The following is a 22,089-nucleotide window of genomic DNA, read 5'->3' as shown; positions in this document are numbered from 1 at the left end:
TGGCACCCGCAAGGAGGTGACCGATGAACCAGGCACCCGCGCATCTGTACACCCGCCAGGACGACATCGCCCGCATGGAGGCGCTGGTCCTGCAGCTGCCCGACGAGGCGGTGGTGGAACTGCACCTCGCCGACGGCGGGTCGATCACCGGCGTGGTCACCACGCGCCCCAGCGTGCAGGTATTCCGCGACGGCGACGGCCACGAGGGCTTCAACGCGGTGGTCCGCATCGACGACCGCAAGCGCCCGGACGTCACCCACTACCTGTGGCTGGACCGGATCGCGTCGGTGACGGCCTTGGGTTCTGCCTGATGCCGCAGCTGCCCACCAGCGACATCGACTGCCCGTACTGCGGCGAGACGATCACCCTGGTGGTCGACGATTCGGCCGGCGACCAGCAGTACGTCGAGGATTGCCACGTCTGCTGCAAGCCGATCGAAGTGCGCGTGAGCGTCTACGAGGACGGCGGCATCGACGTGGTCGCCTGGGGGCAGGACGAAGCCTGAGCCGCCCTCCCGGCCGTAACGCGCGTATCGCCGCGCGCAGGCGTATGCTCGGCCCCGGTCCGACAACCAACCCTGGGGAGGGGAGATGAACACGACCACCACCGTTGCACCCAAGCGCTCGCTCGGCTTCTGGATCACCGGCGTACTGGCGCTGCTCTGGAACCTGATCGGCGTGGCGTTCTGGTACATGCAGACGAACATGACCGCAGAGCGTCTTGCACTGATGTCCGAAACAGACCGTCAGATCTACGACGCTACACCCGGTTGGCTCAACATCGCCTTCGCCGTCGCGGTGTTTGGCGGCGTGCTGGGTGCGCTGGGACTGCTGCTAAGGAAGCGCTGGGCCGGGACGATGTTCCTGCTGTCGCTGATCGGGCTGCTGGTGCAGATGATGGGCGCTTATGTGGTAACGCCGGCATGGGCTGTCTACGGGCCGGCGGGCTTGGTGATGCCGGCGGTATTCGTGCTGATCGCGCTGTTCCTGCTGTGGTACGCCAACAAGGCGCAGGCGCGCGGCTGGTTGTCCTGAGCTTCGCTCGATAAAGAAAAAGCCGCCGGGAAACCGGCGGCTTTTTTGTTCCCTTCTCCCCGCGCGGCGGGGAGAAGGTGGCCGGAGGCCGGATGAGGGGCGTGCGCGAGGCTGGCCTGGAGGAGGGCCGCTCTTCGGGACAGCGGTTTCGGAGTGCGCGGTGCCGCGTCGATGACACTGGCTTCGTCGCCCCTCACCCGCCTTCGGCCCCCTCTCCCCGTTTCATGGGGAGAGGGGAGGGATGTCAGGCCTCTACGTCTTCCAGATCCACGCCGATGAAACCACCGGACTGGCGGCGCCACAGCGCGGCGTAAAGACCGTCCTGCTGGAGCAGTTCCTCGTGGCTGCCGCTTTCGAGCACGCGGCCGCCGTCCATCACGATCAGGCGGTCGAGCACGGCGATGGTGGACAGGCGGTGAGCGATGGCGATGACGGTCTTGCCTTCCATCAGCGCGTACAGCTGTTCCTGGATGGCGGCCTCGACTTCCGAATCCAGCGCCGAGGTGGCCTCGTCCAGCACCAGGATCGGCGCATCCTTCAGCAGCACGCGCGCGATCGCCACGCGCTGGCGCTGGCCGCCCGAGAGCTTCACGCCGCGCTCGCCCACCTGGGTGTCGTAGCCGCTGCGGCCCTTGGCATCGGTGAGTCCGCGGATGAACTCATCCGCATGCGCGCGTTCGGAAGCCTGCAGCAACTCCTCTTCGGTCGCGTCGGGCCGGCCGTAGCGGATGTTGTCGCGGATCGAGCGGTGCAGCAGCGAGGTGTCCTGGGTGACCATGCCGATGTTCCGGCGCAGCGATTCCTGGGTGACGTGCGCCACATCCTGTCCGTCGATCAGGATGCGTCCGCCTTCCACGTCGTAGAAGCGCAGCAGCAGGTTCACCAGCGTCGACTTGCCGGCGCCGGAGCGGCCGACGATGCCCACCTTCTCGCCCGGCTTGATGACCAGCGACAGGTCGTCGATCACCTTGGCCTCGCGGCCGTAGTGGAACTTCACGTGGTCGAAGCGGATCTCGCCATGCGCGACGTCCAGATCCTTCGCGTTCTTGGTGTCGGCGATGGCCAGCGGCTGCGCCAGCGTGCCCATGCCGTCCTCGACCGTGCCGATGTTCTCGAACAGCCCGGCGACTTCCCACAGGATCCAGTCCGACATCGAGCGGATGCGCATCACCAGGGCGATGGCCACGGCGATCGCGCCCATCGAGATCGACGACTGCAGCCAGGCCCAGATCGCCACACCAGCCACGCTGGCCAGCAGGAACGCATTGAGCGTGTGCAGGCTGACGGTCAGCTGGGTGACCAGCCGCATCTGCGCGTGCACGGTGACCATGAATTCGTCCATGGCGCCGCGGGCGTAGTCCTGCTCGCGCATGGTGTGGGCGAACAGCTTGATGGTCTGGATGTTGGTATAGCTGTCGACGATGCGGCCGGTCATCTGCGCACGCGCGTCCGACTGCGCCATCGACACCTTCTGCAGGCGCGGCACGAAGTGGAACACCAGCAGCAGGTAGCTGACCAGCCAGACCACCAGCGGCAGCACCAGCCACACGTCGGCCTGCGCCACCAGCACCACGGTGCCGACGAAGTAGACGACGACGTAGACGAACACGTCCATCAGCTTCATCACCGTCTCGCGGATCGACAGCGCGGTCTGCATGACCTTCTGCGAAATGCGGCCGGCGAACTCGTCCTGGAAGAAGCCCACGCTCTGCCGCAGCAGATAACGGTGCGACAGCCAGCGGGCGATCATCGGGTAGTTGCCGAAGATGGTCTGGTGGATGATCAGCGACTGCACCAGCACCAGCAGCGGGTAGGCCACCAGCACCAGCGCGCTCATCCACAGCAGCTTCTGGCCATGCACCTGCAGGAAACTGTCGCGACCGGTGCTGCCCATCCAGTCGACCAGCTGGCCCATGTAGTCGAAGAAGGTGATCTCCAGCGCGGAGATCACGCCGGTCAGCACCGACATCGCTACCAGCCACGGCAGCAGCGGCCGCGAGTAGTGCAGCAGGAACGGCAGCAGCTTCCGCGGCGGCGTGGTGGGCTCGCCCTTCGGATACGGATTGATGCGGGTTTCGAAGAATCGGAACATCGGGTCGGTCCATCGTGGGCGCGCACCGGCGCGCCGGGGAAAACGTACCGGCTCAGCCGGCGGGATAGGGCCAGGCCGCGCGCGCCTGGCGGAGCGCGTGGCCGTACCAGGCGAGCTGGTCCAGCATGCGGCGGGCGGCGCGTTCGCTGGCGTCGCCGTCGCGCGGCCTGCCTCCGGCGTCGAAGCGGTCCCACGCCTGGGTGAAATACACGCCATCGCGGACCGGCACCGCATGCAGGCCGGAAAACACCTGCCGCAACTGTTCCGCCGCGCGGACGCCGCCGCTGTGGCCCCCATAGGCGACGAACGCGACCGGTTTGGCCTGCCAGTGGGCCTGGACCGAATCGATCACGAATTTCAGCGCTGCGGGATAACCGTGATTGTACTCCGGCACCACCACCACGAAGGCGTCGGCGCGCCAGACGCGTTGTTGCAGATTCACCAGGTCGGCACTCGGTGCGCCGCCGTGGCGGTGCGGAAGATCGAGCAGGGCGGGATCGATGGCGTCGACGGTGTAGTCGCGCCGCAGGGCCAGCTGCGCACGCAACCAGTCGGCGACGGTGTCGCAGAAACGGCCTTCGCGCGTGCTGCCATACAGCAGGGCCAGGTGGAGAGGGTCGGACATGGACGCTGCGCTTGCCAGGACGGGGAAACGCAGGGTAGAACCTCAACCGATCTTGAGGTCAATGCATCATGTCGGGAAAACAGCATCCTCCCATCGAAACAGAGCTCACCGTCGGCCAGGTGGCCGCGCGCGCAGGCGTCGCCATCTCCACGCTGCACTTCTACGAGTCCAAGGGCCTGATCCACAGTTGGCGCAATGCCGGCAACCAGCGCCGCTATCCGCGCGAAGTGCTGCGCCGCGTGGCCGTCATCAAGGTGGCGCAGCGCACCGGCATTCCGCTGGCGGAGATCCAGGCCGCGCTGTCGTCGCTGCCGGAGAACCGCACGCCCACCGCCGCCGACTGGAAGAAGCTCTCCGCGCGCTGGCACGCCGCGCTCGATGCACGCATCGCCAGCCTCACCCGCCTGCGCGACCAGCTCGATGGCTGCATCGGCTGCGGCTGCCTGTCGCTGAAGGCCTGCCCATTGCGCAATCCCTGGGACGAACTGGGCGAAGACGGACCCGGGGCGCGGTTGCTGGAAGAGGGTGCCTAGCCCGGACAGGGGATGCCGTATGCTGCGGCGGCGCCAAGGTCGGCGCGGTAAGGGAGTACACATGAAGAAGTGGATGCTGTGCCTGTTGTTCGCCGTGGCGTCGCCGGTGTTCGGTGCGAACCCCGCTCCCGCCAGCGAAGCGTCGGTACGCGCGCTGCTGGAGGTCACGAAGACGCGCGAGATGCTGGACCAGGTCTACGACCAGGTAGACACGATGTACGCGGATTCGATGCGCCAGGCGTTCGGCGGCACGCTCACCGCCGACCAGCAGGCGCGCGTGGACCGGCTCAGCACCCGGATGATGGCGCTGATGAAGCAGGAGCTGTCCTGGGATGTGCTGGCGCCGATGTACATGGACATCTACCGCAAATCGTTCAGCGAAGGCGAGGTGCAGGAGATGCTCGCTTTCTACCGCACGCCCGGTGGGCAGGCCGTGATCAACAAGATGCCGCTGGTCATGCAGCACACGATGCAGGCCATGCAGGAACGCATGGGGGCGCTGATGCCGGCGATGCAGCAGCTGTTGGCGGAAGAGCTGAAGGACGCCAACCTCCGGCCCGAGGCGCCTGCGTCGCATGGCGGTCATTGAGGACGCAGCCGGACGCGATCTGGCGCTCTTCGATTTCGACGGCACGCTGACCACGCGCGAGACGTTTCCGGATTTCATGCGCTACGCGGTCGCACGGCCGCGCTTGTTGGTCGGTGGCGCGCTGCTGGCGCCCGTGGTGTTCGGCTACCGGCGCGGTTGGGTGGCGGGCAACCCCACCCGTGCCAGCATCGTGCAGGTGGGGTTGCGCGGCGTGGATGCTGCGCGTCTGCGCGCGCAAGGCGAAGCCTTCGCGCGTGATGTCCTGCCGGGCCTGTTGCGGCCGGAGGCGATGGCGCGACTGGCGTGGCACCGCGAGCGCGGTGACCGCATCGTCGTGGTCTCGGGCGGGCTGGAGGTCTACCTCGCGCCGTGGTGCGCGGCGCAAGGGGTCGAACTGCTGTGCTCGCTGCTGGCGGAGCGCGGCGGACGCATCACCGGCTACGCAGGCGCGCAATGCGTCGGCGAGGAGAAGGTGCGCCGCGTGCGCGCGCTGTGCGACCCACAGGCCTACGTGGCCATCCATGCCTACGGCGACACCCAGGAAGACAACGCCATGCTGGCGATGGCGCATCACCGGACCTATCGCGGGCAGGCGGTGGCCTGAGGGGCCTGCGGTTGTGGGAGCGACGTCAGTCGCGAAAACGGGATTCGCTGCTCCGCACCCCCAGCTCGATCAGCCGCATGACGTCCAGCGCCTGCTGTGCCGTCACCGGCGGTGCGGTRCCYTGCAGGACGGCCTCGCGGACGTYGGGTGGCCTGAGTTGCGTCKTGTGGGAGCGACGTGAGTCGCGAACGCGGGAAGCGGTACGGRTTCAGTACGAAGATGCGYRCCCGTCGCGACTTACGTCGCTCCCRCATCGAATACCTGTTCCCGCCGMTCTTCGCTGCTCYGCACYCCCAGCTCGATCAGCCGCATGACGTCCAGCGCCTGCTGTGCCGTCACCGGCGGTGCGGTACCCTGCAGGACGGCCTCGCGGACGTCGGGTGGCCTGAGTTGCGTCGTGTTCGCTGCTCCGCACCCCCAGCTCGATCAGCCGCATGACGTCCAGCGCCTGCTGTGCCGTCACCGGCGGTGCGGTGCCTTGCAGGACGGCCTCGCGGAAGGCGGCGTAGTAGCGGCGATAGTCGCCGGCCTCGGCATGCGCGATCTCAGCGACGAGCCGCCCATCGCGCTCATGCACCAGTTCTCCCGCGCGCGTATCCACGCCCCAGCCCGGCGCGCCCGGCACCATGCCCGCGCGCAACTGGTCTTCCTGCACGTCCAGACCGTGCTTGAGGTAGCTGCCGCGCGTGCCGTGCACGGCGAAGCGCAAGCCATTCCCCGCCACCAGCGTGCCCGCATGCAGGTGCACGCGGTGGCTGGGGTAGCGCAGCGTCGCGTGGGCATAGTCCGGCGCCTGCGCGCCATCGCGAAGCCGCGCGATGTCGGCGCTGATCGCCTCCGGCAGGCCGAACAGCTGCACGGCCTGGTCGATCAGGTGGGGTCCCAGGTCGTACCAGAGGCCGCCGCCGGGCGTGTCGTGCTCGCGCCAGCGGTCCTGCACGACGGGGCGGAAGCGGTCGAAGTGCGAATGGCATTCCGCTATGCGGCCGAGCGTGCCGTCGCCGACCAGGCGCTGCAGGGTGAGGAAATCCGCATCCCAGCGCCGGTTCTGGAACACGCTGACGAGGCGATCTGCGCGGCGCGCGGCCTCGACGACGTCGCGCGCTTCCGCCAGCGTCACCGTGAAGGGCTTGTCCACCACCACGTGCTTGCCATGGCCGAGCGCGGCGATCGCCAGCGGCGCGTGCGATGCATTGGGCGATGCGATCACTACCGCGTCGACGGCAGGATCGGCGAACGCCGCATCGGCGTCGCCGATGACCTGTACGTCAGGCCAGTCCGCCTGCACCTTGCCGGCATCGCGCGAGACGACGGTATGCAGGGCGAAGCCGGGCGTCGCCTGGATCAAGGGCGCATGGAACACCTTGCCGACGAAGCCGTAGCCGACCAGGGCAACGCGAAGGGGAGCGCTCATGCGGATGCGTGCGGAGAAAAGGTACGGCCATCTTAGGCGCTTCGCGCGGGTTGATCACGCGTACACGTGCATGAACCCCGCGCAACACGTAACTGAATGCCGCGGTGTCTTTCACGTGCGCTGTACGGAGGCGCACGGACACTGGCGGCGCAACACGAAAAGGAGGAATCCCATGAAAACCGCCAACCATCGTTCGTTGTTGACCGCCGCACTCGCGACCGCGCTGCTGTTCTCCGCCGGCCATGCGCTTGCGGACAACCCGCCGAACGAGCCCGAGGAGAACACGCAGAACGATTCCTCGCAGCCCGTGGGCGATACCTGGATCACCACCAAGGTGAAGGCCGACCTGTTGGCCACCGAGAACGTCTCGGGCCTCGACATCAAGGTCGAAACCGTCGACGGCGTGGTGACCCTGACCGGCGCCGTCGCCAACCAGGCGCAGAAGGACAAGGCCATCGCGGTCGCCAAGCAGATCAAGGGCGTGACCCGCGTCGATGCCAGCGGCCTGACGCTCGCCTCGAAGTAATCCCCCGACAGGGTGTGGCACGGAGCGGGCGCATCCCAGCGTAGGATGCGCCCGCTCCTTCGTGAGGGGCGCGGATCGCCGCGCGCAGCAAGGCTGTCCATCCGTTCCAAGGAGCGAACCCATGAACCGTCTTTCCGTGATGCGCGGCGTGCTGGCCGCCTCGTTGGCCCTCGGCAGCGCCGGTGCGTCCGCCGCCGAACCCGTGACATCGGTGCCCCAGCTCGATATCTCGCGCTACGCGGGCCAGTGGTACGAGATCGCGCACCTGCCGATGTCGTTCCAGAAGCAGTGCGTCGGCGACATCACCGCACGCTACTCGCTCGATGCGCCCAGCAAGATCGGCGTGCTCAACGCCTGCAAGACGAAGGATGGCAGTACCGACCAGGCGCAGGGCACCGCGCGGCCGGTGCAGGGACATCCCGGGCGCCTCGAGGTGCGCTTCGCGCCGGAATGGCTGTCGTGGTTGCCGTGGGTATGGGCCGACTACTGGGTGATCGCGCTCGACCCCGGTTACCAGTGGGCCGTCGTGGGCGAGCCCGATCGCGACTACCTGTGGATCCTGTCGCGCGAGCCCTCGATGGACCGCACGCAGTTCGAACAGCTCAAGGCGAAAGCCGAGGCCATGGGCTACGACCTGTCGCCATTGATCGTGGCGGCGCCGCTGCGGTAGCGGTATTGCCTTTGTAGGAGCGACGTAAGTCGCGACCGAAAGAACGCAACCACCCGAATCCCGAAGCATGCATTCGGCCATGGTATCGGCCGTCGTGGCGTGCGGTCGCGACTTACGTCGCTCCTACAGGGTCGCTCCCGCAGGATCGGGCTCGCTCAGAACCGCTGCGTATACCGGAACTGCAGGAAGTTCTCGCCCGGGTTCGGATTCTTGATCCGGCCGTTGGAGAAGTGCTGGAAGCGCAGCGACCACTCGTGCTGCTGGTCGGCGCCGAAGCGCTTGCCGACGGCGATGTGGTCGCCGAAGTTGAAGGTGGTGCTGAATTCCTTCTTCCGTGTGTCGTACTTGGGGAAGATGACGTTCACGCCGATGCCGCCTTCGACGAACCAGCCATTGTCCCAGCCGTTCGGACGCCAGCGCAGCGCCGGGGTCACGCCCAGCTGCGTGCTGTTCTGGCTGTCGCTGTGCCAGCGCGCGACTTCGCCCTGCCACTGGCCGCTGATGTGGCCGTAGCGGTACTGCTTCTCCCACTGCCAGTCGCGGCTCATGCCGACCGTCAGCGATTGCGCGTCCTCGGCGACACCGCCCTGCACATACCACGCGCTGCGCGGCTCGGCGGCGAAGGCCTGCGCCGTGGCCGCTGCCAGCAGCAAGCCCAGCGCCAGGCGTAGCGCGGCGCGGGGGAGAAAGGGCGTGGGGATTGAAGCGGAGCTTGCGACGTTACGGTGTGCAGCGGACACGGATGACACTCGGAGGGGAAAAGGGACCGCGCCCTGGGGCGCGGCATGCGGTGGATTGTCGGGAAGACGGCGTGACGGTCCGCTCAGGGCTGCGCGGCGAGGGCGGGCGCAACATCCTGCTCGCCCCAGCCACCCAACGACTTGTAGATCGCCACCACCCCGACGTTGACGCCTGCTTCGGCTTGCGCCAGCGCATCGTCCGCGGCCAGCTGCGTGCGCTGCGCGTCCAGCAAGGTGAGGAAGTCCGACGAGCCGGCACGATACCGGACTTCGGCCAGCTCTGCTGCACGGCGCGCGGCAACGGATTGTTCCATCCGGAATTTCAGCTGGGCCTGTTGCTTGGCATAGGACAGCAGTGCGTTTTCCGTATCCTCCAGCGCGCCCAGCACGGTCTTCTCGTACTGCGCGGCCACGCCGTCGGCCTGGGCCTCGCTTGCGCGCAAGCGAGCACGCACGCTGCCCATGTCGAACGCGGCCCAGCTGATCGAGGGCGTCGCCTGCCAGGCACGGTTGTCGCCGTCGAACAGGTTGCCCCAGCCACCGGACAGGAAGCCGACGAAGCCACGCAGGCTGACCCGCGGGAACAGATCCGCGGTGGCGACGCCGACGCGCGCCGTGGCCGCGGCCAGGCGACGCTCGGCCGCACGCACGTCGGGCCGCTGGCGCAGCAGCTCGGTGGTATCGCCGATGGGCAGGGCCTTGGCGAACGCCGGGGCCTCGCGCGGGGCGAGCAATGCATCCAGTTCGCCGGGGCGCTTGCCGACCAGCACGGCGAGTCGATGGCGGGACTGGCCTTCGGCGGTTTCCAGCGATGGCACCTCCGCTTCGACCGCTTTCACGCGGGCGAGGCTGCTCTGCACTTCCAGCTGGCTGCCGGCACCGAGGTCGAAGCGCGACTCGGTCAGGCGCTGGGTCTCGCCCAGGCTGACCAGGATCCGTCGTGCGACGTCGAGCCGCTTCTGCGTACCGCGCAACTCGAAATAGTTGCGCGCCACTTCCGCGGCCACGGTCACCTGCGCCGCCTGCAGGTCGTTGCGCTGCGCCTGCAGGTCCGCATGCGCGGCCTCGGCACTGCGGCGCACGCGGCCGAACAGGTCCAGTTCCCAGGCGGCGTCGAAGCCGGCCGAGTAGCTGTCGGTCTCCACGCGGCCCTGGCCTTCGACGGGCTGCTTGGTGCGCGTGCCTTCCACGCCGGCGGTCACGTGCGGCGCCAGGTCCCAGCGACGTTCGGAGAACACCGCGCGCGCTTCGTCGACGCGCGCGACCGCGATGCGGACATCGGGGTTGGCCAACAACGATTCGCGCACCAGCTGGTCGAGCACCGGGTCGTCGAACTGGCTCCACCACGTGGCGACCGGATGGTCGGCCACGTATTCGGCGGCTGCCGCGTGCTGCAGCGTGGCCGGCGCGGTCTGCGGCGCCACGTAGTCCGGGCCCACGGTGACGCAGCCGGCCAGCACCACCGAGGCGACGGCGATGACGAGCGGACGGATCACCATGGCAGCACCTGGTCGAAGTAGTAGTAGCCGCCGGTCGGGCCGTCGTTGCCGATCAGCGCGAGCTGCACGCTGGTGCGCGCGCCTTCCGGCACGGACAGTTCGCCGTTCTGCTGGTCGCCGGACTTGTTCATGTCGGTCTGCACGTAACCCGGATGGATGGTGTTGACCTTGATGCCGGTGTCCTTCAGTTCGTGGGCCAGGTGCACCGTCCACGCGTTCACCGCGCTCTTGGAGACGTTGTAGGCCGGCACGCCCTTGAACTCGTAGATGAAGGAGGCCGGATTCTGGTGCTCCGAAATCGAGCCCAGCAGGCTGGACACGTTGACGATGCGGCCCGCATCCGACTTGCGCAGCAGCGGCAGGAACGCCTGCGTGGTTTCGATCAGGCCGAACACGTTGGTGTCGAACGTGGTGCGCCAGGTCTGCAGCGACTGGCCGGAGACGCCCTTGGTGGCGTCGTCGACCAGGATGCCGGCGTTGTTGACCAGGATGTCGAGCTTGCCGTGGCGCTGCTCGATCTCCTTGACGGCGGCGGCGATGCTGGCGGCATCGGTGACGTCGAGCGCGATCGCTTCCACCGGCAGGCCCTGGGCCTGCAGGTCGAGCGTGGCTTCAACGGCCTTGTCGCGGTTGCGACCGGCGAGGATGGTGTGCACGCCGGCTTCGGCCAGCTGGCGGACGGTTTCGCGGCCGATGCCGCGGGTGGCACCGGTGACGAGGGCGATCTTGGAAGAAACGTTCATGGCATGACCTCGTGGGGGTTGGGAAAGTGGATCAGTGATGTGTCGTCGCCGTGTCGGCGACGGGGGCGTGGGAAACCAGCGGACGGTTGGCCAGCTTGCGCAGGGCCACGTAGAAGACGGGGGTCAGGAACAGGCCGAACAGGGTCACGCCCAGCATGCCGGCGAACACCGTGATGCCGGTGACCGAGCGTACCTCCGCACCGGCACCGGACGACAGCACCAGCGGCACGGTGCCGGCGATGAAGGCGACCGATGTCATGATGATGGGGCGCAGGCGCAGACGGCAGGCTTCCAGGGCGGATTCCACGATGCCCTTGCCCTGCAGTTCCAGCTCGCGGGCGAACTCGACGATCAGGATGGCGTTCTTGCACGCCAGGCCCATCAGCACCACCAGGCCCACCTGCACGAACACATTGTTGTCGCCACCCACCAGCCACACGCCGGCCAGCGCCGACAGCAGCGTCATCGGCACGATCAGGATCACCGCCAGCGGCAACGTCCAGCTTTCATACAGCGCGGCGAGCACCAGGAAGGCCAGCAGTACGGCCAGCGGGAACACCACCAGCGCCGCCTTGCCCTGGGTCGCCTGCTGGTAGCTCAGGTCGCTCCAGTCGATGCCCATGCCGGTCGGCAGCACCTGCTGCGCCAGCTCGGTGACCTTGGCCATCGCCTCGCCGGAGGACAGCACGCGCGGGTCGGCTTCGCCCAGCAGGTCGGCGGCGGGATAGCCGTTGAAGCGGATCACCGGGTCCGGGCCGTAGGTCTGCTTGACGTTCACCATGCTGCCGATCGGCACCATCTCGCCGTTGGCGTTGCGGGTGCGCAGGTTGGCGATGTCCTCGACCTGGTCGCGGAAGCCGCCGTCCGCCTGCGCGATCACCTGCCAGGTGCGGCCGAACATGTTGAAGTCGTTGACGTAGGCCGAGCCCAGGTAGGTCTGCAGCGTGTCGAACAGTTCGGTCAGCGGCACGCCCTGTGCCTTCGCCTTCACGCGATCGACTTCGGCATCCAGCTGCGGCACGTTGGCCTGGTAGCTGCTGATCGGGAAGCCCAGGCCCGGCGTCTGCGAGGCCGCGCCCTGGAACGCCTGCACCGCGTTCTGCAACTCACCGTAGCCCAGGCGCGTGCGGTCCTCGATGAAGAGCGACCAGCCGGAGCCGTTGCCCAGGCCCTGGATCGGCGGCGGCATGAAGGCGAAGGTGAAGCCCTCCTCGATACCGGCGAATTTCTGGTTGAGCTCGGCGGTGATCTGTTCGGCGCTGTTCTTGCGCTCGCCGAACGGCTTGAGGTTGAAGAACACCACGCCGCTGTTCGGCGTGTTGGTGAACTGCAGCGGGTTCAGGCCGGGGAAGGCGATCTCGTCCTGCACGCCTTCGACTTCCATCGCCAGCTTGGTCATCTTCTTCAGGGTGGCGTCGGTGCGTTCGATCGACGCGCCTTCCGGCATCTTCACGCCGGCGATCAGGTACAGCTTGTCCTGCACCGGGATGAAGCCGGCCGGCACGGCCTTGAACATCACGCCGGCGCCGATCAGCAGCACGATGTAGACCGCGAACACGGCGCCGCGCTTGCCGAGGGCACGCGATACCGCACCCTCGTAGCGCTGCGAGCTGCGGTTGAAGAAGCGGTTGAACGGACGGAACAGCCAACCGAACAGGCGGTCGATCAGGCGCGACGGGCCGTCCTTCGGCGCGTCGTGCGATTTCAGCAGCTTCGCGGCCAGGGCCGGCGACAGCGTCAGCGAGTTGATCGCCGAAATCACGGTGGAGATGGCGATGGTGACGGCGAACTGCTTGTAGAACTGGCCGGTCACGCCGGTCAGGAACGCCATCGGCACGAACACCGCGCACAGCACCAGCGCGATGGCGATGATCGGGCCGGACACTTCCTTCATCGCCAGGTGCGCCGCTTCCAGCGGCGTGGCGCCATGTTCGATGTGGCGCTCCACGTTCTCGACCACCACGATGGCGTCGTCCACCACGATGCCGATCGCCAGCACCAGGCCGAACAGCGTCAATGTGTTGATCGAATAGCCCAGCAGGTACAGCACGGCGAAGGTGCCCACCACCGACACCGGCACGGCCAGCAGCGGGATGATCGACGCGCGCCAGGTCTGCAGGAACAGGATCACCACCAGCACCACCAGCAGCGTGGCTTCCAGCAGCGTGGTGACCACCGAGTTGATCGAATCGCGCACGAACACCGTGGTGTCGTACACCGAGGTGATCTCCACGCCCGGCGGCAACGTCTTGCGTACCTCCTCCATCTTGGCGACGACGGCATCGCGGATCTGCAGCGCATTCGCGCCCGGTGCCTGGAAGATGCCCACGGCCGCGGCGTTCTGCCCGTTGAGTCGCGCACGCAGCGTGTAGTCGCCGGCGGCCAGCTCGATGCGGGCCACGTCGGCCAGGCGCACGATCTCGCCGTCATTGCCGGCCTTCAGCACGATGTCGCCGAATTCCTCGACGGTCTCCAGGCGGCCCTTCGCGTTGATCGGCAGCAGGAAGTCGCTGCCGTTGGGCATGGGTTCGGCGCCCAACTGGCCCGCCGAGACCTGCACGTTCTGCTCGCGCACGGCGCGCAGCACGTCGCCGGCGGTCATGCCGCGCGCGGCCACCTTGTCCGGGTCCAGCCACAGGCGCATCGCATAGTCGCCGCCACCGAACAGCTGCGCATCGCCGACGCCGGGGATCTTCGCCAGTTCGTCCTTGACGTGCAGGCGCATGTAGTTGCGCAGGTACAGCGAGTCGTACTTGCCGTCCTTCGACACCAGGTGCACGACCATCAGGAAGACCGGCGACTGCTTCTGCGTGGTCACGCCCTGGCGGCGCACGTCCTCGGGCAGGCGGGCCTGCGCCTGCGCGACGCGGTTCTGCACGCGCACCGCGGCCTCGTCGGCATCGGTGCCCGGCTTGAAGGTCACGGTCAGCTGCAGCACGCCATCGGAGCCGGCGACGGACTTGACGTACATCATGTCCTCGACGCCGTTGATGGCTTCTTCCAATGGCGTGGCGACGGTTTCGGCGATCACCTTCGGGTTGGCGCCGGGATACACCGTGCGCACGACGACCGAGGGCGGCACCACTTCGGGGTACTCGCCGATCGGCAGCAGCGGGATCGAGATCAGGCCGGCGGCGAAGATCACGATCGACAGCACGGCGGCGAAGATCGGCCGGTCGATGAAGAATCTTGAGAAGTCCATGGGTGGATTTCCTGGAAAGAAGAAAGAGCGTCCCCGCCGCCTGCCGCGGGAGCGGCAGGCGTGGGTTCCATCATTGCGGTGCGGGTGGCGTCAGTTCTTGGCGACGGCCTGGGTCGGCGCGGGCGCCTGCGCGCCCATCGCCACGGCCTTGGCATCCACCGGCATGCCGGGGAAGAACACCTTCTGCACGCCGCTGACGATCACGCGGTCACCGGCGGCCAGGCCCTTCTCGACGATGCGCAGCCCGTCGGCCATGCGGCCGATCTGCACGTCGCGGCGCTGTGCCTTGCCTTCCTTGTCGACCACGTAGACGTACTTGCGGTCCTGGTCGGTCAACACGGCCTTGTCGTCCACCAGTGCGGCCTTGAACTCGCCGCTGCCCAGCAGGCGCACGCGGGCGTACAGGCCGGGGGTGAAGACGCGGTCGGCGTTGTCGAGTAGGGCGCGGGCGCGGATCGTGCCCGTGCTGCGGTCGACCTGGTTGTCGAGGAAGTCGACCACGCCCGCGTGCGGGAAGTCGGTTTCATCGGCCAGCGCCACCTGCACCGGCACCTTGCCGTCGCGCTCGCTCGGGCGTTCGCCGTTGCGCGCCATCTCGGCGTAGCGCAGGAACGCGCGCTCGTCGGCGTCGAAGTGCACGTGCACCTTGTCCAGCGAGACCACCGTGGTCAGCACGCTGGCGGCATCGCCGGCGCTGACCAGGTTGCCCGCGGTGACCAGTGCACGGCCGGCACGGCCGTCGATCGGCGCACGCACCTGGGTCCAATCCAGGTTCAGGCGCGCGCTTTCGACGGCGGCCTGCGCGGCGGCGACGTTCGCCTGCGCCTGGTCGGCGTTGGCGCGGCGCTGCTCGTACTCTTCGGTGGACAGCGCCTGCAGGTCGGCCAGGCGCTTGGCGCGCGAGGCCTCGCTGCGGCCCAGTTCGGCCTGGGTACGGGCGCGGGCCAACTCGGCCTGCGCGCGCGCCAGTTCGGCGCGGTAGCTGCGGGCGTCGATGGTGAAGAGCACATCGCCCTTCTTCACTTCCTGGCCTTCGGTGTAATTGACGCGGTCGATGTAGCCGGAGACGCGCGGACGCAGGTCGACGTGCTCGATGGCTTCGACGCGGCCGCTGAATTCGTCCCACTGGCTGATCGTCTTGACCGGCACGGCGGCGACGCTGACCTGCGGCGGGGGCGGCGCGCCGTTTTCGGCGGCCTGGCCGCTGCAGCCGGCCAGCACGGCGAGGGCGAGGGCACTGAAAGCCCCCAGCGCCAACAGGCGTCGAGAACCCGAGGAGAAAGAGATGTTCGTGTTCATGGGTGGTGGTCTCGTGGGGGAGAGGTGGAAGGAAAGAGCGACTAGGTTGCAACCTGAAGCTTGCTTGAGGTCAAGCGGCGGATCGGCATGTCATGACGCGAGGACGGAACAGGACGCTGCGGCGTGACAGTCAGGCCGACGCGCGGCCGTTGCGCGGCACGCCCGCCACCGCCAGCAGCGTGTCCTCGAAATCGCAGGCCACGGTGCGCTCGGGTGGCTGCGCATCCTTCGCGGTCCAGGTGACGATGGATTGCGAGCGCTTGTCGGTGCGCGTCAGCAACGACACCGCGCTGCGCCCGACCGCCAGCGCGTTCGGCCATTCGGCGCACGCGTTGATGGCGTTCTCGGGCGTGCACACCGGCTTGTCGACCGACAGCAGTTGCACGCGCACGCCCAGCGCCTGGGCTTCTTCGTGCAGCACCTGCGCCAGCATCCGCATCGCCGCACCGGTCACCGAGGCATGGCCGTAGCCGGACCAGCCGCGCTCGGCGTACGGACCGCCGATCAGCACGTAATTGGCGGTGTGCTGGCCTTCGGCGAGCAGCGGCAGCAGATGGCGGGCGGCCGCCAGGTGCGGGATCAGGTCCGCTTCCAGCTTTTCGAGCAGGAAGTTCGCAGGACGGTCCAGCAGGCGGCCGCTCTGCAGCGGCGTGCCCATGCTCGCGAACACCGCGCGCAGTGGACGGCCGCGTTCGCGGACCTGTTCGGCCAGGCGCGCGGCGTCGCGGTCGTCGTGGATGCAGGGCGCATGCAGCAGGTCCAGTCCGGGCTCGTCGTCGAAGTGCTCGGCCAGCGCGCTCATGCGCGGGCCTTCGCGACCGACGGCGAGCACCGGGCTGCCGGCTTCCAGCAGCGCACCGACCACGCCGAAGCCGACGTTGCCGCCCGCACCGAGCACCAGCGCGCCGGGGGTCAGGCTGTCGCGGTCGAGGCTCATTGCGGGCTCCGCAGGCGCAGCGGCATGACGCGCGCGCTGGTGCCGGTCGTCTTCACCCGCAAGCGCGAACGTTCGCCATTGGCGAAGGTGCGCGGCGTGGTGAATTCGCGGAACCCCATCGCCTTGCCGGCGAAGAGCGCACGCGAGACCGGCCGACCCGTCGCGGGGGAGGGCGACGACGGGGCGGCCGATGCGCGGAAGAAGCGGGCGACCACGCGCACGCTGGCGTCGAGCCAGCGCTGGGCGGCACGGAGAAGGGAACGGGGCATGCCGTGCAGTGTGGCGGCGCGCTGCACGTCGCCGATATCCGGATCCTGCTCCGCGCTTGCACGATCCTGCGCGGCCGCAACGAATGACTGGCAACGACCCAGGCGCAGCGGTGCGGCTTCATCGGAGGCGCTGCCGTTTGTCGGACGGCGGGGGGCGACCGTCCCATTCATGGGATGAATACTCCCGCGACGGGGATAATCCCATCTGCCGAGGCCAGCCGTGCGAGACGGCGGCCCGCACTGACCACGCCACCCCGTTGCGAACGGGGCGCCACTACCGGGCCGGCGACTTCCTGCCGGATCAGGTGCTTGGAGCGACGGAACGCTTGATAGGACGGGGCCTCCTGAGGGGCGGCCGGATGGTCCAGGGTCTGGAAGAGGCGGGCGAGCAACATGGCGAGGGGACCCGTGCTGTGACGATGGGTGGCACGTTACGCCCCCAATGAGGACTTGATTAGTCCTGATTTAGGGGAATAATCATCCCGTCAGCGGGTCAATGCCCCGCGCCCCTCCCTGGAGCCAGACCGATGAGCCACGACCTCAACGACACCCTGATCTTCGTCAAAGTGGTGGAGCAGGGCAGCTTCGTTGCCGCCGCCCAATCGCTGCGCCTGCCCAAGACCACCGTCAGCCGCAAGGTGCAGGAACTGGAGACGCGCCTGGGCGCGCAGCTGCTGCACCGGACCACGCGCAAGCTCGGTCTGACCGAAGCCGGCAACGTGTACTACGAACACTGCCAGCGCATCGCGCGCGAACTCAACGAAGCTGCGAGCGCCGTGAGCCAGCTGCACGCCGGCCCGCGCGGCTGGCTGCGTTTCACCGCGCCGTATTCGATCGGCATCGACAAGATCGCGCCGCTGTTGGGCGAGTTCCATGCGCAGTATCCGGAGATCCGCGTGGAGATGATCCTCGCCAACGACACGCTCGACCTGATCTCCGGCGAGATCGACGTGGCGCTGCGCATCGGCAACCTGCCCGATTCCAACCTGGTCGCGCGTCGCCTGAGCACGTTGCGCACGCAGGTCTACGCCAGCCCGAAATACCTCGCGCGCTACGGCGAACCGCTGCACCCCAACGACCTGCAGCACCATCGCGTGCTCGCCATGCAGAAGCACCGTCGCGGCAACGGCTTCGCACTGACGCTGCGCGATGCGAACGGCGAACAGGACTATCCGATCAATCCCATCCTGGTCGCCAACGACCCCGCCGCGCTCAAAGGTGCATTGCTGTGCGGCGAAGGCCTGACGGTCGGCGCGGACGTGATGGTGAAGCCGTACCTGGAGCAGGGCCATCTGCAGCGCGTGCTGGCGGGCTGGACCGGGCCGGAGTTCGAATTCAACGCGGTGTTCCCGCGCGGCCACGTGCAGTCGCCGAAGGTGCGCGCGTTCGTCGATTTCCTGGTCGAGCGGATGAAGTTCGATGTCGATTACATGATGGAGCACTGCCCGGTGTATCTGAAGCAGCAGGCCGAAGCGCGCGCGGCGGCGGAAGCCGTGCCGGAAGTGGAAGCCGAGGCCGCGGCGGTGGGGCGCAAGGTGCTGGCCGACGTGCTGAGCTGAAGCCATGCCGTCGCTCCGGCGAAGGCCGGGACCCATCTTTTTTCGCTCCCTTGCATAGATGCGCAAGGGCAACTGCAACGGCCAATGGATCCCGGCATGCGCCGGGATGACGGCGGTGAGGGATGAGGTATTTGCCGGCGCGTTGGGTTGAAGGCCTCGTCGTCCCAGCGAAAGCTGGGACCCATGTCGCTCCCGCGCTTATGGCTAGCACCGTGAGGAAAACGGCGAAAGCCAATGGATCCCGGCATGCGCCGGGATGACGGCGGTGAGGGATGAGGTATTTGCCGGCGCGCTGGGTTGAAGGCCTCGTCGTCCCAGCGAAAGCTGGGACCCATGTCGCTCCCGCTCTTGTGGGCAGCACCATGAGAAGAACGGCGAAAGCCAATGAATCCCGGCATGCGCCGGGATGACGACGGTGGGGTATGAGGTATTTGCCGGCGCGCTGGGTTGAAGGCCTCGTCGTCCCAGCGAAAGCTGGGACCCATGTCGCTCCTGCGCTTATGGGCAGCACCGTGAGAACAACGGCGAAAGCCAATGAATCCCGGCATGCGCCGGGATGACGATGGTGGGGATGTCGGCCCACGATCGCCGGCCTAACGATTCCCGAACGCTTGTCCGTGCGCCCACCGCTACCATGGGGGCGCACCGCCGGAGCTCGGCTGTCGTGCCAGGGACGGACCTTCGCACCACGTTCGCCACAGAACCAGGAAGCCGCACGATGAAGAAGCTGATTGCCACCCCGATGGTGCTGTGGCTGGCGGCGTGCACGCCGTCGCCACCGGAACCCGCGGCCGCGCCTGTCGCGGCCACATCGCCCGCGGCGTCCTCCGATGCGACGACGCCCGCGCCGGCCGCTGCCCCGGCAACGCCGGTCGTGGCCGTGGTCGATGATCCTGCTGCCGTGAACCAGTCCATCGACGACGTGCTCGGCGACCACGTCCGCTACGAAACGGTGATCCGCCAGTTGCAGCAGTCGGTCGCGGCGCGCGATGCCGCGGCCGTGGCCGCGCTGGTGGACTACCCCTTCACCACGGTGCGCGATGGCGAGCCGCTGAAGGTCGCCGATGCCGAGGCCTTCGTGCGCGACTACGACCGCATCGTCACGCCGGCCATCGCCGACGCGATCACGAAGCAGAAGTACTCGCAGCTGATGGTCAACTACAAGGGCGTGATGTTCGGCAACGGCGAGGCGTGGGTGAACGGCATCTGCCGCGACAACGCCTGCAAGGACGTCGATGTGCGGGTGGTGGCGTTGCAGCCCGGGACCTGATGCACGGACGAAGAAAAAGGCGGCCGAGGCCGCCTTTTCCGTTGCTGCAGGAAGGTCAGATCATTCGACCGTGACTTCCACCCGGCGTGCTTCGTCCGCATTGCCGTCGCCGGTGGTCTGCGCCGGCTTGTCCAGCACGATGCGTTCGGCGACCACGCCATTGACGACCAGCCACTGCTGGATCGCCTCGGCGCGCTGCTTGGCGAGGGCTTCGTTCGCGGCCAGGTCGCCGCTCGCATCGTGGAAGCCGGACACCCGCGCGCGGGCATTCGGATCGGCATGCAGCGTGCCCAGCACACCGGCCAGGCGCGCGCTGGTATCGGCCGGCACGACGGCCGAGCTGGTGTCGAAGTACAGCTTGGCCGAATGGCCATCCACGACTTCGCCCGCGGCCATCGGCGCGGCATGCGCGGCGACCTCCGCCGACGTGGCGCTGCCCAGCCACCCGTTGACCGGCAGCACCGGCACCAGCAGCAGCGCGACGATGTTGATGATCTTGATGAGCGGATTGATCGCCGGGCCGGCGGTGTCCTTGTAGGGATCGCCGACGGTGTCGCCGGTGACCGCGGCCTTGTGCGCTTCGCTGCCCTTGCCGCCGTGGTGACCGTCCTCGATGTACTTCTTGGCGTTGTCCCACGCGCCGCCGCCGGTGGTCATCGAGATCGCGACGAACAGACCGGTGACGATGGTGCCGATCAGCAGGCCGCCCAGCGCCTGCGGGCCGAGCAGCAGGCCGACGACGATCGGCACGATCACCGGCAGCAGCGAAGGCACGATCATTTCCTTGATCGCCGACTTCGTCAGCATGTCGACGGCCTTGCTGTAGTCCGGCTTGGCGGTACCCGCCATGATCCCGGGGATCTCGCGGAACTGCCGACGCACTTCCTCCACCACGCTGCCCGCCGCGCGGCCGACGGCTTCCATCGCCATCGCGCCGAACAGGTAGGGGATCAGGCCGCCGATCAGCAGGCCGACGATCACCAGGTGGTTGGACAGGTCGAAGGTGAACACCGCACCGGGATTTTCCGTCTGCAGGTTGTGCGTGTAGTCGGCGAACAGCACCAGCGCCGCCAGCGCGGCCGACCCGATCGCATAGCCCTTGGTCACCGCCTTCGTGGTGTTGCCCACCGCATCCAGCGGATCGGTGATGTTGCGGATCTCCGGCGGCAGCTCGGCCATCTCGGCGATGCCGCCGGCGTTGTCGGTGATCGGGCCGTAGGCGTCCAGCGCCACGATCATGCCGGCCATCGACAGCATCGCGGTCGCGGCGATGGCGATGCCGTACAGGCCACCCAGTGCGTAGGCGCCGAGGATGGCGAGGCACACCGCTACCACCGGCCACGCGGTCGAGCGCATCGACACACCGAGACCCGCGATGATGTTGGTGCCGTGGCCCGTCGTCGATGCTGCAGCGACGTGCTTGACCGGCGCGTACTGCGTGCCGGTGTAGTACTCGGTGATCCAGACGATGATGCCGGTGAGCGCCAGGCCGACCAGGGCGCAGAAATACAGGTTCATCGCGCCGTAGGACGAGTCGGCCATCAGTTGCGTGGTGATCGGGTAGAACGCGATCGCGGCCAGCACCGCCGACACGATCACGCCTTTGTACAGCGCGCCCATGATCGAGCCGCCCGCCTTCACCTTGACGAAGAAGGCGCCGATGATCGAAGCGATGATCGACACGCCACCCAGCACCAGCGGGTAGAGCACCGCGTGTTCGCCGGCCTGCGCGGCCATCAGGCTGCCCAGCAGCATCGTCGCGATGATGGTGACCGCATAGGTCTCGAACAGGTCCGCTGCCATGCCGGCGCAGTCGCCGACGTTGTCGCCGACGTTGTCGGCGATCACCGCCGGGTTGCGCGGGTCATCCTCGGGAATGCCGGCTTCCACCTTGCCCACCAGGTCCGCGCCGACGTCCGCACCCTTGGTGAAGATGCCGCCGCCGAGGCGCGCGAAGATCGAGATCAGCGACGAGCCGAACGCGAGACCGACCAGCGCGTGCAGCGCCTCGGCTTCGGTGTAGCCCATGTGCAGGTGGAGCACCGCGTAGTAACCGACCACGCCGAGCAGGCCCAGGCCCACCACCAGCATGCCGGTGATGGCGCCGCCCTTGAAGGCCACGTCCATCGCGGCACTCATGCCTTTGCTGGCGGCTTCCGCGGTGCGCACGTTGGCGCGCACCGAGACGTTCATGCCGATGTAGCCGGCGGCGCCCGACAGCACCGCGCCGACCAGGAAGCCGATGGCGCTGGGCCACGACAGGAAGAAACCGATCAATGCGAACAACACGATGCCGGCGATGCCGATGGTCGTGTACTGCCGGTTGAGGTAAGCGCTGGCGCCTTCCTGCACGGCGGCCGCGATTTCCTGCATGCGGCTGTTGCCGGCGGGTTGTTTCAGGATCCAGCGCGCGGCTACCACGCCATAGATGATCGCCACGCCGGCGCAGATCAGCGCCAGCGTCAAACCGTGTTGTTCCAGCAT

General features: G+C 67.8%; 21 protein-coding genes and 1 pseudogene. 10 read left to right on the top strand and 12 right to left on the bottom strand.

What is annotated here, in order from left to right; translation table 11 throughout:
• The first annotated feature begins 23 nt into the window (after nucleotides 1-23).
• The 3 genes from ASD72_RS20125 (at nucleotide 24) to ASD72_RS20115 (ending at nucleotide 1,034) form a co-directional block, all read left to right on the top strand.
• Entirely contained in the window at nucleotides 24-311 is a 288-nt protein-coding gene (locus ASD72_RS20125) for a DUF3247 family protein (protein WP_056881761.1), read from the top strand.
• Entirely contained in the window at nucleotides 311-505 is a 195-nt protein-coding gene (locus ASD72_RS20120; protein ID WP_056881760.1) for a CPXCG motif-containing cysteine-rich protein, read from the top strand. The genes ASD72_RS20125 and ASD72_RS20120 overlap by 1 nt, the downstream gene beginning before the upstream one ends.
• An 85-nt stretch (nucleotides 506-590) precedes the next feature.
• Nucleotides 591-1,034: a hypothetical protein gene (locus ASD72_RS20115; protein WP_056881759.1), complete on the top strand. Its 444-nt coding sequence runs from the start codon at nucleotides 591-593 to the stop codon at nucleotides 1,032-1,034.
• A gap of 244 nt (nucleotides 1,035-1,278) precedes the next feature.
• Here the strand turns inward: ASD72_RS20115 and ASD72_RS20110 are convergent, their stop codons facing one another.
• Both ASD72_RS20110 and ASD72_RS20105 read right to left on the bottom strand, forming a co-directional pair.
• Nucleotides 1,279-3,126 (bottom strand): ABC transporter ATP-binding protein, encoded by a 1,848-nt coding sequence (locus ASD72_RS20110; protein WP_056881758.1) that lies wholly within the window; start codon nucleotides 3,124-3,126, stop codon nucleotides 1,279-1,281.
• A 52-nt stretch (nucleotides 3,127-3,178) separates the two neighbouring features.
• Entirely contained in the window at nucleotides 3,179-3,751 is a 573-nt protein-coding gene (locus tag ASD72_RS20105; protein WP_056881757.1) for an NAD(P)H-dependent oxidoreductase, read from the bottom strand.
• Nucleotides 3,752-3,819: 68 nt separating this feature from the next.
• On the opposite strand from ASD72_RS20105, the gene soxR reads away from it, so the two are divergent.
• The 3 genes from soxR to ASD72_RS20090 all read left to right on the top strand — a co-directional run bounded on the left by soxR (nucleotide 3,820) and on the right by ASD72_RS20090 (nucleotide 5,477).
• A complete protein-coding gene (gene soxR / locus ASD72_RS20100) occupies nucleotides 3,820-4,284 on the top strand; it encodes a redox-sensitive transcriptional activator SoxR (RefSeq protein WP_056881756.1) in 465 nt (154 codons plus the stop codon).
• A 61-nt stretch (nucleotides 4,285-4,345) separates the two neighbouring features.
• Nucleotides 4,346-4,873: a DUF2059 domain-containing protein gene (locus tag ASD72_RS20095; protein ID WP_056881755.1), complete on the top strand. Its 528-nt coding sequence runs from the start codon at nucleotides 4,346-4,348 to the stop codon at nucleotides 4,871-4,873.
• The gene (locus ASD72_RS20090; RefSeq protein ID WP_056881754.1) at nucleotides 4,860-5,477 is read left to right on the top strand and encodes an HAD family hydrolase; all 618 of its coding nucleotides are present in this window, start codon (nucleotides 4,860-4,862) and stop codon (nucleotides 5,475-5,477) included. The genes ASD72_RS20095 and ASD72_RS20090 overlap by 14 nt, the downstream gene beginning before the upstream one ends.
• Nucleotides 5,478-5,685: 208 nt before the next feature.
• On the opposite strand, the gene ASD72_RS20085 is transcribed toward ASD72_RS20090, so the two are convergent.
• Nucleotides 5,686-6,891, bottom strand: a complete 1,206-nt coding sequence (locus ASD72_RS20085) for an oxidoreductase (RefSeq protein WP_081420496.1) — start codon at nucleotides 6,889-6,891, stop codon at nucleotides 5,686-5,688.
• Nucleotides 6,892-7,063: 172 nt separating this feature from the next.
• Here ASD72_RS20085 and ASD72_RS20080 point away from each other — a divergent pair, with 172 nt between their 5' ends.
• Both ASD72_RS20080 and ASD72_RS20075 read left to right on the top strand, forming a co-directional pair.
• Nucleotides 7,064-7,417 (top strand): BON domain-containing protein, encoded by a 354-nt coding sequence (locus ASD72_RS20080; RefSeq protein WP_056881753.1) that lies wholly within the window; start codon nucleotides 7,064-7,066, stop codon nucleotides 7,415-7,417.
• Between the two features lie 139 nt (nucleotides 7,418-7,556).
• Complete coding sequence (locus tag ASD72_RS20075; RefSeq protein ID WP_056881816.1) at nucleotides 7,557-8,087, top strand: lipocalin family protein; 531 nt, start codon at nucleotides 7,557-7,559, stop codon at nucleotides 8,085-8,087.
• 155 nt (nucleotides 8,088-8,242) lie between these two features.
• Here ASD72_RS20075 and ASD72_RS20070 read toward each other — a convergent pair whose 3' ends face one another.
• The 7 genes from ASD72_RS20070 to ASD72_RS21615 all read right to left on the bottom strand — a co-directional run bounded on the left by ASD72_RS20070 (nucleotide 8,243) and on the right by ASD72_RS21615 (nucleotide 16,776).
• Entirely contained in the window at nucleotides 8,243-8,827 is a 585-nt protein-coding gene (locus tag ASD72_RS20070; protein WP_155944773.1) for an acyloxyacyl hydrolase, read from the bottom strand.
• An 83-nt stretch (nucleotides 8,828-8,910) separates the two neighbouring features.
• A complete protein-coding gene (locus tag ASD72_RS20065) occupies nucleotides 8,911-10,326 on the bottom strand; it encodes an efflux transporter outer membrane subunit (protein ID WP_056881751.1) in 1,416 nt (471 codons plus the stop codon).
• Entirely contained in the window at nucleotides 10,320-11,069 is a 750-nt protein-coding gene (locus ASD72_RS20060) for an SDR family oxidoreductase (protein WP_056881750.1), read from the bottom strand. Before ASD72_RS20060 ends, ASD72_RS20065 begins: the two co-directional genes overlap by 7 nt.
• A 31-nt stretch (nucleotides 11,070-11,100) precedes the next feature.
• Entirely contained in the window at nucleotides 11,101-14,271 is a 3,171-nt protein-coding gene (locus ASD72_RS20055) for a multidrug efflux RND transporter permease subunit (RefSeq protein ID WP_056881749.1), read from the bottom strand.
• Nucleotides 14,272-14,361: 90 nt separating this feature from the next.
• Complete coding sequence (locus ASD72_RS20050; RefSeq protein WP_056881748.1) at nucleotides 14,362-15,570, bottom strand: efflux RND transporter periplasmic adaptor subunit; 1,209 nt, start codon at nucleotides 15,568-15,570, stop codon at nucleotides 14,362-14,364.
• A 130-nt stretch (nucleotides 15,571-15,700) separates the two neighbouring features.
• On the bottom strand, nucleotides 15,701-16,507 hold the full coding sequence (locus ASD72_RS20045; RefSeq protein ID WP_081420495.1) for an SDR family NAD(P)-dependent oxidoreductase: 807 nt from the start codon (nucleotides 16,505-16,507) through the stop codon (nucleotides 15,701-15,703).
• Nucleotides 16,504-16,776, bottom strand: coding sequence for a hypothetical protein (locus ASD72_RS21615; RefSeq protein WP_235578072.1), 273 nt, complete (start codon nucleotides 16,774-16,776; stop codon nucleotides 16,504-16,506). Before ASD72_RS21615 ends, ASD72_RS20045 begins: the two co-directional genes overlap by 4 nt.
• A 527-nt stretch (nucleotides 16,777-17,303) precedes the next feature.
• Between ASD72_RS21615 and ASD72_RS20030 the strand changes: the two genes are divergently transcribed.
• Both ASD72_RS20030 and ASD72_RS20025 read left to right on the top strand, forming a co-directional pair.
• Nucleotides 17,304-18,335 (top strand): LysR family transcriptional regulator, encoded by a 1,032-nt coding sequence (locus tag ASD72_RS20030; RefSeq protein ID WP_056881745.1) that lies wholly within the window; start codon nucleotides 17,304-17,306, stop codon nucleotides 18,333-18,335.
• Nucleotides 18,336-19,053: 718 nt separating this feature from the next.
• The gene (locus ASD72_RS20025; protein WP_056881744.1) at nucleotides 19,054-19,605 is read left to right on the top strand and encodes a hypothetical protein; all 552 of its coding nucleotides are present in this window, start codon (nucleotides 19,054-19,056) and stop codon (nucleotides 19,603-19,605) included.
• A 60-nt stretch (nucleotides 19,606-19,665) separates the two neighbouring features.
• Here ASD72_RS20025 and ASD72_RS21610 read toward each other — a convergent pair whose 3' ends face one another.
• Nucleotides 19,666-20,001, bottom strand: coding sequence for an OmpA family protein (locus tag ASD72_RS21610; protein ID WP_235578080.1), 336 nt, complete (start codon nucleotides 19,999-20,001; stop codon nucleotides 19,666-19,668).
• A gap of 60 nt (nucleotides 20,002-20,061) precedes the next feature.
• Nucleotides 20,062-22,089 (bottom strand): annotated as a pseudogene (locus ASD72_RS20020) (sodium-translocating pyrophosphatase); the annotation flags it as partial.

The organism is Pseudoxanthomonas sp. Root630 (genome assembly GCF_001427585.1).
GTDB lineage: Bacteria > Pseudomonadota > Gammaproteobacteria > Xanthomonadales > Xanthomonadaceae > Pseudoxanthomonas_A.
Note: the sequence above shows the minus strand (reverse complement) of the source record. Positions and strands in the feature narration are given on the sequence as shown.